The sequence below is a fragment of the Pseudomonas sp. S2_E02 genome (genome assembly GCF_054668355.1).
Genome location: NZ_CP162761.1, coordinates 5,921,965 through 5,934,172 on the forward strand (window position 1 = coordinate 5,921,965; position 12,208 = coordinate 5,934,172).

At 59.1% G+C, this 12,208-nt stretch carries 17 protein-coding genes; 8 read left to right on the forward strand and 9 right to left on the reverse strand.

What is annotated here, in order from left to right:
* Window positions 1-64 precede the first annotated feature (64 nt).
* The 3 genes from AB4O01_RS26505 to recX all read left to right on the forward strand — a co-directional run bounded on the left by AB4O01_RS26505 (window position 65) and on the right by recX (window position 2,183).
* Entirely contained in the window at window positions 65-565 is a 501-nt protein-coding gene (locus AB4O01_RS26505; RefSeq protein ID WP_460090033.1) for a CinA family protein, read from the forward strand.
* An 83-nt stretch (window positions 566-648) separates the two neighbouring features.
* Window positions 649-1,704 (forward strand): recombinase RecA, encoded by a 1,056-nt coding sequence (gene recA / locus AB4O01_RS26510; protein ID WP_007908746.1) that lies wholly within the window; start codon window positions 649-651, stop codon window positions 1,702-1,704.
* A gap of 8 nt (window positions 1,705-1,712) precedes the next feature.
* On the forward strand, window positions 1,713-2,183 hold the full coding sequence (recX, locus tag AB4O01_RS26515; RefSeq protein WP_093436430.1) for a recombination regulator RecX: 471 nt from the start codon (window positions 1,713-1,715) through the stop codon (window positions 2,181-2,183).
* A gap of 55 nt (window positions 2,184-2,238) precedes the next feature.
* On the opposite strand, the gene AB4O01_RS26520 is transcribed toward recX, so the two are convergent.
* A complete protein-coding gene (locus AB4O01_RS26520) occupies window positions 2,239-3,357 on the reverse strand; it encodes an LOG family protein (RefSeq protein WP_093436427.1) in 1,119 nt (372 codons plus the stop codon).
* Window positions 3,358-3,707: 350 nt separating this feature from the next.
* On the opposite strand from AB4O01_RS26520, the gene AB4O01_RS26525 reads away from it, so the two are divergent.
* Window positions 3,708-3,902 (forward strand): hypothetical protein, encoded by a 195-nt coding sequence (locus tag AB4O01_RS26525; protein ID WP_077571372.1) that lies wholly within the window; start codon window positions 3,708-3,710, stop codon window positions 3,900-3,902.
* Here AB4O01_RS26525 and AB4O01_RS26530 read toward each other — a convergent pair whose 3' ends face one another.
* Window positions 3,903-4,328, reverse strand: coding sequence for a PA3611 family quorum-sensing-regulated virulence factor (locus AB4O01_RS26530; RefSeq protein WP_016985722.1), 426 nt, complete (start codon window positions 4,326-4,328; stop codon window positions 3,903-3,905). It abuts the gene before it with no gap.
* Window positions 4,329-4,514: 186 nt separating this feature from the next.
* Between AB4O01_RS26530 and AB4O01_RS26535 the strand changes: the two genes are divergently transcribed.
* Window positions 4,515-5,264 (forward strand): tRNA-uridine aminocarboxypropyltransferase, encoded by a 750-nt coding sequence (locus tag AB4O01_RS26535; RefSeq protein ID WP_099758165.1) that lies wholly within the window; start codon window positions 4,515-4,517, stop codon window positions 5,262-5,264.
* A gap of 72 nt (window positions 5,265-5,336) precedes the next feature.
* Here AB4O01_RS26535 and AB4O01_RS26540 read toward each other — a convergent pair whose 3' ends face one another.
* The gene (locus AB4O01_RS26540; protein WP_156685511.1) at window positions 5,337-5,495 is read right to left on the reverse strand and encodes a hypothetical protein; all 159 of its coding nucleotides are present in this window, start codon (window positions 5,493-5,495) and stop codon (window positions 5,337-5,339) included.
* On the opposite strand from AB4O01_RS26540, the gene erdR reads away from it, so the two are divergent.
* A complete protein-coding gene (gene erdR / locus AB4O01_RS26545) occupies window positions 5,488-6,138 on the forward strand; it encodes a response regulator transcription factor ErdR (RefSeq protein ID WP_095119237.1) in 651 nt (216 codons plus the stop codon). The two genes, AB4O01_RS26540 and erdR, sit on opposite strands and share 8 nt — an antisense overlap.
* A 74-nt stretch (window positions 6,139-6,212) precedes the next feature.
* Window positions 6,213-6,575 carry a diacylglycerol kinase gene (locus AB4O01_RS26550; protein ID WP_003222276.1) on the forward strand — a complete coding sequence of 121 codons (363 nt, stop codon included), beginning with the start codon at window positions 6,213-6,215 and terminating at the stop codon, window positions 6,573-6,575.
* Here AB4O01_RS26550 and AB4O01_RS26555 read toward each other — a convergent pair.
* Window positions 6,572-7,498 (reverse strand): LysR family transcriptional regulator, encoded by a 927-nt coding sequence (locus AB4O01_RS26555; protein WP_093436421.1) that lies wholly within the window; start codon window positions 7,496-7,498, stop codon window positions 6,572-6,574. The two genes, AB4O01_RS26550 and AB4O01_RS26555, sit on opposite strands and share 4 nt — an antisense overlap.
* 132 nt (window positions 7,499-7,630) lie before the next feature.
* Between AB4O01_RS26555 and fpr the strand changes: the two genes are divergently transcribed.
* Window positions 7,631-8,410 carry a ferredoxin-NADP reductase gene (gene fpr, locus AB4O01_RS26560; protein ID WP_007908723.1) on the forward strand — a complete coding sequence of 260 codons (780 nt, stop codon included), beginning with the start codon at window positions 7,631-7,633 and terminating at the stop codon, window positions 8,408-8,410.
* Between the two features lie 100 nt (window positions 8,411-8,510).
* Here fpr and tsaA read toward each other — a convergent pair whose 3' ends face one another.
* The 5 genes from tsaA to AB4O01_RS26585 form a co-directional block, all read right to left on the reverse strand.
* Window positions 8,511-9,209 carry a tRNA (N6-threonylcarbamoyladenosine(37)-N6)-methyltransferase TrmO gene (tsaA, locus tag AB4O01_RS26565; protein ID WP_116254537.1) on the reverse strand — a complete coding sequence of 233 codons (699 nt, stop codon included), beginning with the start codon at window positions 9,207-9,209 and terminating at the stop codon, window positions 8,511-8,513.
* A gap of 167 nt (window positions 9,210-9,376) precedes the next feature.
* Window positions 9,377-10,147, reverse strand: coding sequence for an SDR family oxidoreductase (locus AB4O01_RS26570; RefSeq protein ID WP_093436415.1), 771 nt, complete (start codon window positions 10,145-10,147; stop codon window positions 9,377-9,379).
* 129 nt (window positions 10,148-10,276) lie between these two features.
* Window positions 10,277-10,747 (reverse strand): YehS family protein, encoded by a 471-nt coding sequence (locus AB4O01_RS26575; protein ID WP_007908719.1) that lies wholly within the window; start codon window positions 10,745-10,747, stop codon window positions 10,277-10,279.
* A 72-nt stretch (window positions 10,748-10,819) separates the two neighbouring features.
* A complete protein-coding gene (locus AB4O01_RS26580) occupies window positions 10,820-11,530 on the reverse strand; it encodes an rRNA pseudouridine synthase (RefSeq protein WP_042704893.1) in 711 nt (236 codons plus the stop codon).
* 191 nt (window positions 11,531-11,721) lie between these two features.
* A complete protein-coding gene (locus AB4O01_RS26585; protein ID WP_093436409.1) occupies window positions 11,722-12,195 on the reverse strand; it encodes a GNAT family N-acetyltransferase in 474 nt (157 codons plus the stop codon).
* Between the last annotated feature and the right edge of the window lie 13 nt (window positions 12,196-12,208).

The following is a 12,208-nucleotide window of genomic DNA, read 5'->3' on the forward strand; positions in this document are numbered from 1 at the left end:
TGTGTATTGAAAGCGCAACCGGCTCGTGTACGGTGGAGGCATTCCACACGATCCGGAGCACGCCGTGAAAGAGATCACTCAACTGGCCGCCGACCTTGGCCGACGTCTGCAACTGCTCAATGCCCACGTCACCACCGCTGAATCCTGTACCGGTGGCGGGATTGCCGAAGCGATCACGCGTATCCCGGGCAGTTCGGCGTGGTTTGAGGCTGGCTACGTCACGTATTCCAACCGGCAGAAAACTCAGCAACTGAATGTGCCGGTCGAGCTGTTCGAAACAGTCGGGGCGGTCAGCCGCGAGGTGGTCGAGGCGATGGTACGTGGTGCCCAGGACAAAAGCCTGGCGCGATTTGCCGTAGCGGTCAGCGGTGTCGCCGGGCCGGACGGTGGCTCGCCGAACAAACCGGTCGGTACGGTGTGGCTGGCGTGGGGCGTTGGCGAGATGGTCACCACTGAGGTTCAGCACTTTCCCGGCAACCGCGATGAAGTCCGCCGACAAACGGTGAAGGCCGCGCTAGAGGGGCTCCTGCGACTAGCGGCACGAGAAATCGAAAATCAGGGGTAGGCGATCCGCGAACGCTGTGGAATAATACTGGCTACTTATACAGGTGTTGGCCGTCAGGCCTTATTGATTACGTGAGGACTTTAATGGACGACAACAAGAAGAAAGCCTTGGCTGCGGCCCTGGGTCAGATCGAACGTCAATTCGGTAAGGGTGCCGTGATGCGTATGGGCGATCAAGACCGTCAGGCGATCCCGGCTATCTCGACTGGCTCTCTGGGTCTGGACATCGCGCTCGGCATTGGCGGTCTGCCAAAAGGCCGTATCGTTGAAATCTACGGTCCTGAATCTTCCGGTAAAACCACGCTGACCTTGTCCGTGATCGCCCAGGCGCAAAAAGCCGGCGCGACCTGCGCATTCGTCGACGCCGAACACGCCCTCGATCCTGAATACGCCGGCAAGCTGGGCGTCAACGTCGACGACCTGCTGGTGTCCCAGCCGGACACCGGCGAACAGGCGCTGGAAATCACCGACATGCTGGTGCGCTCCAACGCTGTTGACGTGATCATCGTCGACTCCGTGGCAGCCCTGGTACCGAAGGCTGAAATCGAAGGCGAAATGGGTGACATGCACGTGGGCCTGCAAGCCCGTCTGATGTCCCAGGCGCTGCGTAAAATTACCGGTAACATCAAGAACGCCAACTGCCTGGTGATCTTCATCAACCAGATCCGTATGAAGATCGGCGTGATGTTCGGCAGCCCGGAAACCACTACCGGTGGTAACGCGCTGAAGTTCTACGCTTCGGTTCGTCTCGACATCCGCCGTACCGGCGCGGTGAAGGAAGGCGACGAAGTGGTCGGCAGCGAAACCCGCGTCAAGGTTGTGAAGAACAAGGTCGCTTCGCCGTTCCGTCAGGCCGAGTTCCAGATTCTTTACGGTAAAGGCATCTACCTCAATGGCGAGATGATCGACCTGGGCGTGCTGCACGGTTTCGTCGAGAAGTCCGGCGCCTGGTATGCCTACGAAGGCACCAAGATCGGTCAGGGCAAGGCCAACTCGGCCAAGTTCCTGGCGGACAATCCGGAAATCGCCGCGAAGCTCGAGAAGCAACTGCGTGACAAGCTGCTTACTCCAGCCGTGATCGACTCCAAGGCCTCAGCAGTCAAAGAGACTGAAGACGACCTGGCCGACGCTGACATCTGATTGCAGCGATGACCACTGCAGTACTCGATACCCTCGTCGCGGTGCGACGAACCGCCATGGACTTGCTCGCACGTCGCGAGCATGGTCGAGTCGAGCTGACGCGCAAATTGCGTCAGCGCGGCGCCGAGGCGCAGATGATCGAAACAGCCCTCGACCGTTTGACGGAAGAGGGGCTGCTTTCCGAAGCCCGTTACCTTGAAAGCTTTGTTTCCTACCGTGCCCGTTCCGGCTATGGCCCTCTGCGGATTCGCGAAGAGCTGAGCCAGCGCGGTTTGCAGCGCGCCGATATCGAACTCGCCCTGCGCGAAAGCGGTATCAGTTGGCAGGAGCAATTGCAGGAGACGTGGCAACGCAAGTTCTCCGGGCATTTACCGATTGATGCGAAAGAACGGGCCAAACAGGGCCGGTTCCTGGCCTATCGGGGGTTCTCGATGGAGATGATCAACCGCTTGTTCAGCGGTCGAGGGATGGACGATTAAACCGATTCAATAAAAACGGCCCGCTATGAAAATAGCGGGCCGTTTTTTTTTGCCCTCAAATTACCTTTGACGGTTCGCGGCTGCGTTGCGCTGTTTGCGGTTGGGAATCTGCCCAGTTTTCCGGTAGGTTGATGTAATCGATCAACTCCCTCAGACGCCCGTGAGTGCGCGCGTTGAAGGTGAAGGCCAGTCGCGCCAAATGGCTGAACTGCGCTTCATCGTGTTCCTCGCCGGCGTAGTCGTGCTGATGAAACTGGTCACTCAGGCACAGATCGGCGAATGCTTCCTGCATGTGCTCCAGCGCCTGATCGCTGAGTTTGTGATGCATGCGAATCACGAATTGGCGCTTGAGCCAGCGACTGGAGTGGAAGTTACTGTAGAACTGGTTGATCTGCTCCACCGCCTCGTCGACGCTGTAGACCAGTCGCATCAGTTTCATGTCGGTCGGCAGGATGTAGCGGTTGCTCTCCAGTTGCTGGCGGATAAAGTCCATCGCGCCCTGCCAGAACGTGCCGCCCGGCGCATCCAACAGCACCACCGGCACCAATGGACTTTTACCGGTCTGGATCAATGTCAGCACTTCCAGCGCTTCATCCAGCGTGCCGAAGCCACCGGGGCATAAAACCAGTGCGTCGGCCTCTTTGACGAAAAACAACTTGCGGGTAAAGAAGAAGTGGAACGGCAGCAGATTGCCGGTACCGTCCACCGTCGGGTTGGCATGCTGTTCGAAGGGCAGGGTGATATTGAAGCCAAGGCTGTGATCGCGGCCGGCACCTTCGTGCGCGGCGGCCATGATGCCGCCGCCAGCCCCGGTGATGACCATCATTCCCGAGCGGGTCAAGGCTGCACCGAGTTCGCGAGCCATCGCATACAACGGATGTTCGACCGGTGTGCGCGCCGAACCGAATACGGTGACTTTGCGTCGGCCCTTGAATTGCTCCAGTACCCGAAACGCCTGCTCCAGTTCGCGCAGGGCTTGCAAGGTGATCTTGGCGTTCCAGCGATTGTGGTCTTCCTGGGCCATGCGCAGCACGGTCAGGATCATGTCGCGGTAGATAGGGATATTCGGGCTGTTGGGTGAAACACGGTTGAGTTGTTCTTCGACCTTGCTGATGAGGTCGGGACCGCTTTCCTGAAAATGACGGCTCAAGAGGTCATTCGGTTGGTAAGGCATTCAACGTCTCCTTCTGCACAGGGCGTCGGCCCTGACGAGCGGCGTCAGTGCCGCGCTGCAAAAAACACACGATCGGCAGTTCCTTGCCTGCCGTTGAAAAAAGATCGGGAATACACTGAATCTAGACCCTCGCACGGATTTGCGCTGACTTGATCATTGCGCCGTAAAGTTTTGGCTGGCAATCGTTTATTGATTTTCCGCGCGTTGCTTCACCGCTCGTCCGAACGTGCGCCAAGCGGCAATCCCTCTGATTAACTAACGTACAGGCGCCGTACGACAGCTTTGCGTCAACGACCGTAGGCCAGGCGCATGCAATTCAAGGATTCGTGGGTGGCAAGGAGGCGGGACATATGGCCAGAGTGATTCTGGAGATCGATACGCAGTTGTATCGGATGTTGAAAGCGGCAGCCGAGACCAATCAACTCAGTCTCGAAGAGGAGTGCTGCCGGCGGTTGGCGGGCGGCGAGCGCCGTTCACACTATCTGCAGGCCTTGCTGGCCGAACTGCGCGCCGAGGATGAACAGCGGCGCGCCAATTCGCGATGATTACTTCTTCTTCGCTGGGGCGGCTTTCGGGCAATCCGATTCCTGGTAGCTGGCGGAGCCGATCGCTTTGTTGGTTTTCACTTCAGTGAAGTCGTAACGCATGATCGCACCCTTGGCCATCAGCTTGCGGAACGACGGGTTGTTGCACACCGAGGCGCCCAACTGGAAATACACGGCTTTAGGGTCAGCGCGCATTTTGTCGGCGTGGCTCTTCTGCACGCTCAGGTGGTTGATCAACTGCGTGCCTTCCACGGTGAAACCCTGATCAAGAATGTCTTCACTGATGGCGCGTGGCGTGCCGACGCTGCTTTGTGCGGCGACGTTGCGCAGCTCGCGGTTCAGATTCTGCTCACTCAGGGATGCAGCCTGAGCGGTGAAGGACGACGCCAGCAGAATGGCAGCGGTAGGAACGATAAGGCGCAGCATGAAACTCTCCTGATTCAGTGACTGGTGGTTCGACCAGCCCTGTGGCTGTGCGTTCAGTGGCGCCGGATTATAGGGGAGCCGGTCGGGACGGTACAGGTTTGCACTCGCCGCTCTGGTAAACTGCCGGCCTTTATAGCCTTGCCGAGTGCTGTGCGTGTCGAGTTTTCCTGCCGTAAGGCGTTGCCCGTGACCCATCATGCCCCCAACGCCGTAGCCCGCTTGCGCGATCAGCGCGAGGACGAGGGCATCAAGCCGATTCAGGCCCGTGGCTTTCGCTCCGAACGTTGCCGCGATTGCCGGGTGATCATCAGCCATTGCCTATGCGCCTGGCGACCTAGTGTCGAGACGCGGTCGGGCGTGTGCCTGATCATGACCGGCAAGGAAGTGTTCAAACCGAGCAACACCGGTTGGCTGATTGCCGACGTGGTACGCGATAACCATGCGTTTATCTGGTCGCGTACCGAGCCCGATCCGCAGATGCTGGCGCTGCTCAATGATCCGCAATGGCAACCGTACCTGGTGTTTCCCGGCGAATACGTGGAGCCGTCGCGAGTGACCAATACTGTCGCGATCGATAGCAGCAAGCGCCCGTTGTTCATTCTGCTGGATGCGACCTGGACCGAAGCGCGGAAGATTTTCCGCAAGAGCCCGTATTTCGATCGCTTGCCGATTCTCAGTCTGCTGCCCGATAAACTCTCGCGCTACCGCTTGCGCCGTTCAACCCGCAGTGAGCACCTGTGCACCGCCGAAGTCGCGGCGTTGTGCCTGGAGCTGGCCGGTGACAGCGATGCCGCCTCGGCGTTGGACGCCTATTTCGACGTGTTCAGCCAGCATTACCTCGGCGCCAAACAGCAACTGGACATGAATGAAGCGACGCCGGCCCACGCCGAGTTGTTGCCTTATATACGAAAGCCGCAGCCGGAGTTGGCCCAATAGTGGCCCATACTGTACAAGCCAGCGGCCGTGCTGCTTGACCACCCCGTCTTCGCTGGGCATGCTTGGCGCCGATTAGGGTGCGGCCAAGGTTTGAAACGCCGTGTTTGCTGATGATTGGCGTTGAACGTGCCCCTGTGGATATCGCTTGAAAGCGGCATCTTGAGTTGCTTTGGCCAGACCGGAATGCTCCGGGTCTGCCATCAAAAACAGGATCATTTGAAAAATGGCCACATACGACATCCTGATTGCCGATGATCACCCCCTGTTTCGCAGCGCCCTGCATCAAGCGGTGACGCTGGGCCTTGGCCCGGATGTACGGCTGGTGGAAGTGGCGAGCATCGCCGAGCTGGAAGCGCGTCTGACCGAAAAGGCTGATTGGGATCTGGTCCTGTTGGACTTGAACATGCCCGGCGCTTTCGGGTTTTCCGGGTTGGTCATGCTGCGCGGGCAGTATCCGCAGATTCCGGTGGTGATGGTTTCGGCGCAGGAAGAAGCTTCGGTGATGGTCAAATCCCGTGAGTTTGGCGCCAGTGGTTTTATTCCCAAGTCCAGCGACCTCAGCGTGATTCAGGAAGCAGTGCGCAAAGTGCTCGATGGCGATGTGTTCTGGCCGCCACAAGCGTTCGAGGCGGTCAGTGTTTCCGACGAAGCCAAAGCCGCCAGCGATGGCCTCGCCAGCCTGACGCCGCAGCAGTTTCGCGTGTTGACCATGGTCTGCGAAGGCCTGTTGAACAAGCAGATTGCCTATGAACTGAGCGTGTCGGAAGCGACCATCAAGGCCCACGTCACGGCGATCTTTCGCAAGCTGAATGTGCGCACTCGCACGCAAGCGGCTTTACTGCTGCAACAACTTGAGTCAATTCCGAGCCAATAATGGCTGGCGTCTTCACGCTTTTTTGACTTTTGTTGATCTAGCTTTCCCACTCCTTTTTGGTTGGTTTCTACTTTATGTCACCTTTCAAGGGCCAGACCGGCCTGAAACGTATCCTCAATGCCTCCGGTTACTCGCTGGATGGCCTGCGCGCAGCTTTCACTGGTGAAGCGGCGTTCCGCCAACTGGTACTGCTCAATGTGGTGCTGATTCCGCTGACGTTCTTCCTCAATGTCAGCCGTGTCGAACAAGCGCTGTTGATCGCTGTGTGCCTGTTGGCGCTGATCGTCGAGTTGCTGAATTCGGCGGTGGAAGCGGCCATCGACCGCATCTCGCTGGAACTGCACCCGCTGTCGAAGAACGCCAAGGACATGGGCAGCGCCGCACAATTCGTGGCATTGAGCATGATCGCGCTGGTGTGGGCAGTGATTCTGCTTTAAGCGATTGTCGGCAAAACGATCTCGTCGCTGCGCTGCACCCCGGCGGTGAAAGCGCGGCACAGATCGAGAAATTCGCGCATGGCAGAAGTCTGATATTTCTGTTTGTGCCAGATGAAGTAGAACTGTCGCGCCAGATCCAGATCCGGCGTTTCCACCGGCACCAGACTGCCGCGGCGGAACGCATCACGCAGCGCCAGCCGCGAGATGCAGCCAATCCCTAGTCCTGATTCCACCGCGCGTTTGATCGCTTCGGTGTGTTCCAGCTCCAGACGGATATTCAGTGCGCTACGATGGTGACGCATGGCCTGATCGAAGGTCAGCCGCGTGCCGGAACCCTGTTCACGCAGAATCCATGCCTCGCGAGTCAGTTCTTCCATGGTCGCGCTGCCGCGTTGGGCCAGCGGATGCTGCGGCGCGCAGAACACCACCAGCTCATCTTCAACCCAGCTCTGCACTTCGATGTCCGGGTGGCTACAATCGCCTTCGATTAGACCCAGATCAATTTCGTAGTGGGCGACTTGTTGCACGATATTGGCCGTGTTCTGTACGTGCAGCTTCACCTGGCTTTCCGGGTGGCGCTGCATGAAACTGCCGATCAGCAGGGTCGCCAGATAATTGCCGATGGTCAGCGTCGCGCCCACCGACAGCGAGCCGAAACCGGATTTGCCGTTGAGCAGGTCTTCGATTTCCTTGGCCTGATCGAGCAGGGCCACCGCTTGCGGCAAGAGCTGTTTGCCGAGGGCGTTGAGGCTCAGCCGTTTGCCTGCGCGGTCGAACAGCTGGCAGCTGGATTGGCGCTCGAGTTCGGTGATCGACGTGCTGGCGGCCGACTGCGAGAGGTTGAGCAGACCCGCAGCACGGGATACGCTTTCCTGCTGGGCGACGGCGACGAAGACTTGCAGTTGACGGAGAGTAAATCGCATATCGATATAACCGATAACCCTTATCTTAATAATCCAGTTAACAGATATTTTCGTCGCTATTAGAATGCGATGCAATTGCGCACCGTCGCCTTCAAAGCCAGCGCAGACCCAATCTCCAGGAGTCAAACGTACATGAGCAACATGAACCACGAGCGTGTCCTCAGTGTTCATCACTGGAACGACACTCTGTTCAGCTTCAAGTGCACCCGCGATCCGGGCCTGCGCTTCGAGAACGGTCAGTTCGTGATGATCGGCCTGCAACAGCCCAACGGCCGCCCGCTTATGCGCGCTTACTCGATCGCCAGTCCGAACTGGGAAGAGCATCTGGAGTTCTTCAGCATCAAGGTGCAGGACGGCCCGCTGACCTCGCAACTGCAGCACTTGAAGGAAGGCGACGAGATCATCATCTCGAAGAAGCCTACCGGCACCCTGGTTCTTGACGACCTGAACCCGGGCAAGCACTTGTACCTGCTGAGCACCGGCACCGGTCTGGCGCCGTTCATGAGCGTGATTCAGGACCCGGAAACCTACGAGCGCTTTGAAAAAGTGATCCTGGTTCACGGCGTACGCTACGTCAACGAAGTCGCCTACCGCGAATTCATCACCGAGCACCTGCCGCAGAACGAGTTCTTCGGCGAGGCGCTGCGTGACAAGCTGATCTACTACCCGACCGTGACCCGCGAGCCTTTCGAGAATCAGGGTCGCCTGACCGACCTGATGCGCAGCGGCAAGCTGTTCAGCGACATCGGCCTGCCACCGATCAACCCGCAGGACGACCGCGCGATGATCTGCGGTAGCCCGAGCATGCTCGACGAGACCAGCGAAGTGCTCGACAGCTTCGGCCTGAAGATCTCGGCGCGGATGCGCGAGCCGGGTGATTACCTGATCGAGCGTGCGTTCGTCGAGAAGTAAGCCCCCCTTAAAAAGCCCCCATTGCCTATGCAGGCAATGGGGGCTTTTTTATGCCCGAAACATTTCCTTCATGCCTGCCACGATCCATGTGGGTGCGGCCTCAGGCTGTGGCAGGAATCACTTCGAGCACGCGGATCTGCTCTGGCGTCGGGTAATGCCAGCGCACATCCAGATCCCAGAATTGCGCACCGTACTCGCGTTCAGGCGCCGGGGTTTGATAGGCCGGACGCGGATCCTGGGCCAGGCACTGTTCGATCAGCTCAACCAAAGGCTCGTCGAGGCGCTGAGCGTGTGTGTGCGCTTGTTTCAGTGCTGAGTCCTTCCACTGCACGTCAATCAACTGCGGCGCGGCGCTGGCGATACTGTTGGCGGCGTCGGGGATGATGTCGGCATAAGGCACGTAGGGTTTGATGTCGAGAACCGGCGTGCCGTCGAGCAAGTCAATCCCGGAGATGAACAACCGATTGGCTTCAACCTTGTCCAGTTTCACCACCGATTGGCCGATGCCGTTTGGTCGATGGGTGGCACGGGTGGCGAATACGCCCATGGATTTGTTGCCGCCCAGTCGCGGTGGGCGGACTTTCAGCCGTGGTTTGTCTTCCAGTGCCTGATGGAACAGAAACAGCAGCCAGACGTGACTGACCTGCTCCAGCCCTTGCACGGCGTCACCCTGATCGAACGGCGCCACCAGTTCCAGCACGCCACGGGCGGCGGGGGCCAGTTGCGGTTGACGGGGGATGGCGAATTTCTCCTTGAAGCAGGAGCGCACGAAGCCGATGGGGGAGACGCTGTAAGTCATGGTTTGCATTCGAAGCGTGGCAGGGTGGGCATGATAACCCGGTAGCCCTCAAGTCTGGTGGTACCAGGACCGGCCTCTTCGCGAGCAAGCTCGCTCCCACATTTGATCTATGGCGTGCACAAGATCCCTGTGGGAGCGAGCTTGCTCGCGAAGGCCGCGCCGCCGATCTACAGACTGAACCCACCATCCAGCGGAATAATATTCCCGGTCATATAGGCCCCAGCCGTACTCGCCAGACTGATCGCCAACGCCGCCATTTCCTCTTCACGCCCCCAACGCTTCATCGGAATCAGCGCGGTATCCTCGGCCAATGCCTGCTGGTCATTGCCAATATGCTGGGTCATCTTGCTCGGAAAGCGCCCCGGCGCAATCACGTTGACGTTGATGTGCTGGCTCACCAGTTCCCGCGCGAGAATCCGCGACAATTGATGCAGGGCGGCCTTACTTGGCCCGTAGGCATACGCCTGCTCGCCAAACGAAGAAATCCCCGCCACTGAACCGATGTTGATGATCCGTGCCGGGTTCGCCGCCGAACCCGCTTTGCGCAACAACGGTAGAAACTGCTGGATGCAACTGAACACCGACGTCACGTTGAGCTGCATGACTTTTTCCCAACCCTTGACCGGGTAGCTCTCCAGCGGCGCGCCCCAAGTAGTGCCGGCGTTGTTCACCAGAATATCCAGATGCGTGATCTGCTCGCCCAGGCGCGCGGCCAGTTCCTGCACGCCTTCTTCCGTCGCCAGATTCGCCGCCACGCCGTGACACTTGCCCAAGGCGCTGAGTTCTTCCGCGGTTTGATGGCAGGCTTCGGCGTCGCGCGAGCAGACATAGACGCGCGCGCCAGCCTCGACAAAGGCTTTGGCGATCATTTTGCCGATACCACGGGTGCCGCCGGTCACCAGAGCGGTGCGGCCTTGCAGGGAGAAATACGGGTGCATGGCGAGTCCTGAGTGCTAGGGATCAATACACCCTAGTCGTCAGCCGCGAAAAGCGGAGCCACTATTTTCAGAGGGAATGAGCGGTCATGCGTTGCGGCGGCGACCATCAGTCGCCACCGCAGAAGGGGATCAGGCCGGGCGAACGCGCAGGGTCAGCCCCTTGAGGAAGTTGCGCAGCAACTGGTCGCCGCACGGGCGGTAGTTGGTGTGGCCGACCTTGCGGAACAGCGCACTCAGCTCAGGCTTGGACACCGGGAACTCGGCGGCCTTGAGGATTGCGTGCATGTCGTCTTCTTTCAGTTCGAAGGCCACGCGCAGCTTTTTCAGGATGATGTTGTTGGTCACCGGCACTTCGATCGGCTGCGGCGGACGGCTTTCGTCCTTGCCACGCTTGAAGATCACCAGACCGTCGAGGAAGTGCGCGATGACTTCGTCCGGGCAGCGCACGAAACCTTCTTCGTCTTCTTCTTTCTTGTCGAGCCAGGTCACTACGTCGGCGAGCGCTACTTCCATGCCGCCGAGCTTGATGATTTCGACAACTTTCTTGTCGCTGATGTCGAGCATGTAGCGCACGCTGCGCAGTACGTCGTTATGAATCATGTGAGTAATCCTGATAAGCGTTGTGGGCAGCACGCGGGCGCGCCGCCGGAATGTGTGGCGGCAGTGGAAGTCTTAGAACTTCTCTTTGCCGGACAGGTAGCGCCATTGGCCAACCGGGACCTTGCCGATCGAGACGCCGCCGATGCGGATGCGACGGATGCCGATGACCTTCAGGCCCACCGCTTCGCAGAACTGGGCGATGATGCCGGGCTGCGGGTTTTTCATGGCGAAGCGCAGCCGGTTTTCGTTCTGCCAGCTGGCCTTGACTGGCGGCAGCTCCTTGCCCTTGTGGGTCAGGCCGTGCTGCAGGCGATTGAGGCCGTGGGCGACCATGTCTCCTTCAACTTCAACCACGTATTCCTGCTCGATCTTCGCGGCGTCGGCGGTGAGTTTGCGGAGGATTTTCCAGTCCTGAGTGAACACCAGCAGGCCGCTAGCCTTGGCTTGCAGGTCGGCGCTGGCGGTCAGGCGCAGGAAGTGCCCGCGCAACGGGCGCTTGCTGAATCGGTGTTCTTCGCTGAGGGTTTCGGCGCTCAGCGATTGCATGGCGGTCTCGACATCCATGCCAGCCGGCGCGTTGAGCAGGATGGTCACCGGCTCCGGTGCGGTGGCCTTGGCGTCCTTGTCGAGCTCGACCTTCTGGTCGCCGACCTTGAATTGCGGCTCGTCAATCACTTCGCCGTCCACGGTGACCCAGCCGCCCTCAATGAACAGCTCGGCCTCCCGGCGGGAGCAACCGACCAGTTCGATGAGGCGTTTGGAGAGGCGAATCGGGTCAGTCATGACAGGGCCGTAACAAAAAAGGGGTGGGCATTGTACCTGTGTGGCGCCGGTTAAGCCCGGTTCGATTTACAGGCGCTGAATTCAATGTGGGAGCGAGCTTGCTCGCGAAGGCGTCCTGCCAGTCTATGTGTGCAGTGACTGGTACACCGCATTCGCGAGCAAGCTCGCTCCCACAGGGGTTCCCTGGTGTATCAGCCGTTGCCTGAGCGTTGCTGATTTTGTCGCAGGCGCATGTGCAGCAACGGATACGGCTGGCCCATGCCATCCACCTCCGAACGGCCGATCACCTCAAAACCCTGCTTGAAGTAAAAGCCCAAGGCTTGTGGGTTCTGCTCGTTGACGTCGAGTTCATCGGCATTCAAGTGCTGCATCGCGTAGGTGAGCAGTTTCTTGCCCAAGCCCTGGCCACGATGTTCGGGATCGATGAACAGCATTTCAATCTTGCCCGCTGCAACTCCGGCAAATCCGGTGATGCGCTGGTTAGCATCCTTGGTGCAGATCAGCATTACTGCATCGAGATAGCGGGTGAGCACCAGATTGCGCAGCAGTTCGATATAGCTGTCCGGCAGAAAATCATGTGTCGCGCGAACCGAGGCCTCCCAGACCCGGGTCAGTTCCTGGTAATCGCTGAGTTTCGGCGTGTGGATGACCGAATGGTGACGCATGCCCGTCTGCCTC

Bases quoted from the DNA above. Each gene is read 5' to 3' on its own strand.
- recA (WP_007908746.1), top strand. From the start codon at position 649: ATGGACGACAACAAGAAGAAAGCCTTGGCTGCGGCCCTGGGTCAGATC.
- recX (WP_093436430.1), top strand. From the start codon at position 1,713: ATGACCACTGCAGTACTCGATACCCTCGTCGCGGTGCGACGAACCGCC.
- AB4O01_RS26520 (WP_093436427.1), bottom strand. From the start codon at position 3,357: ATGCCTTACCAACCGAATGACCTCTTGAGCCGTCATTTTCAGGAAAGC.
- AB4O01_RS26525 (WP_077571372.1), top strand. From the start codon at position 3,708: ATGGCCAGAGTGATTCTGGAGATCGATACGCAGTTGTATCGGATGTTG.
- AB4O01_RS26530 (WP_016985722.1), bottom strand. From the start codon at position 4,328: ATGCTGCGCCTTATCGTTCCTACCGCTGCCATTCTGCTGGCGTCGTCC.
- erdR (WP_095119237.1), top strand. From the start codon at position 5,488: ATGGCCACATACGACATCCTGATTGCCGATGATCACCCCCTGTTTCGC.
- AB4O01_RS26550 (WP_003222276.1), top strand. From the start codon at position 6,213: ATGTCACCTTTCAAGGGCCAGACCGGCCTGAAACGTATCCTCAATGCC.
- AB4O01_RS26555 (WP_093436421.1), bottom strand. From the start codon at position 7,498: ATGCGATTTACTCTCCGTCAACTGCAAGTCTTCGTCGCCGTCGCCCAG.
- fpr (WP_007908723.1), top strand. From the start codon at position 7,631: ATGAGCAACATGAACCACGAGCGTGTCCTCAGTGTTCATCACTGGAAC.
- tsaA (WP_116254537.1), bottom strand. From the start codon at position 9,209: ATGACTTACAGCGTCTCCCCCATCGGCTTCGTGCGCTCCTGCTTCAAG.
- AB4O01_RS26570 (WP_093436415.1), bottom strand. From the start codon at position 10,147: ATGCACCCGTATTTCTCCCTGCAAGGCCGCACCGCTCTGGTGACCGGC.
- AB4O01_RS26575 (WP_007908719.1), bottom strand. From the start codon at position 10,747: ATGATTCATAACGACGTACTGCGCAGCGTGCGCTACATGCTCGACATC.
- AB4O01_RS26580 (WP_042704893.1), bottom strand. From the start codon at position 11,530: ATGACTGACCCGATTCGCCTCTCCAAACGCCTCATCGAACTGGTCGGT.
- AB4O01_RS26585 (WP_093436409.1), bottom strand. From the start codon at position 12,195: ATGCGTCACCATTCGGTCATCCACACGCCGAAACTCAGCGATTACCAG.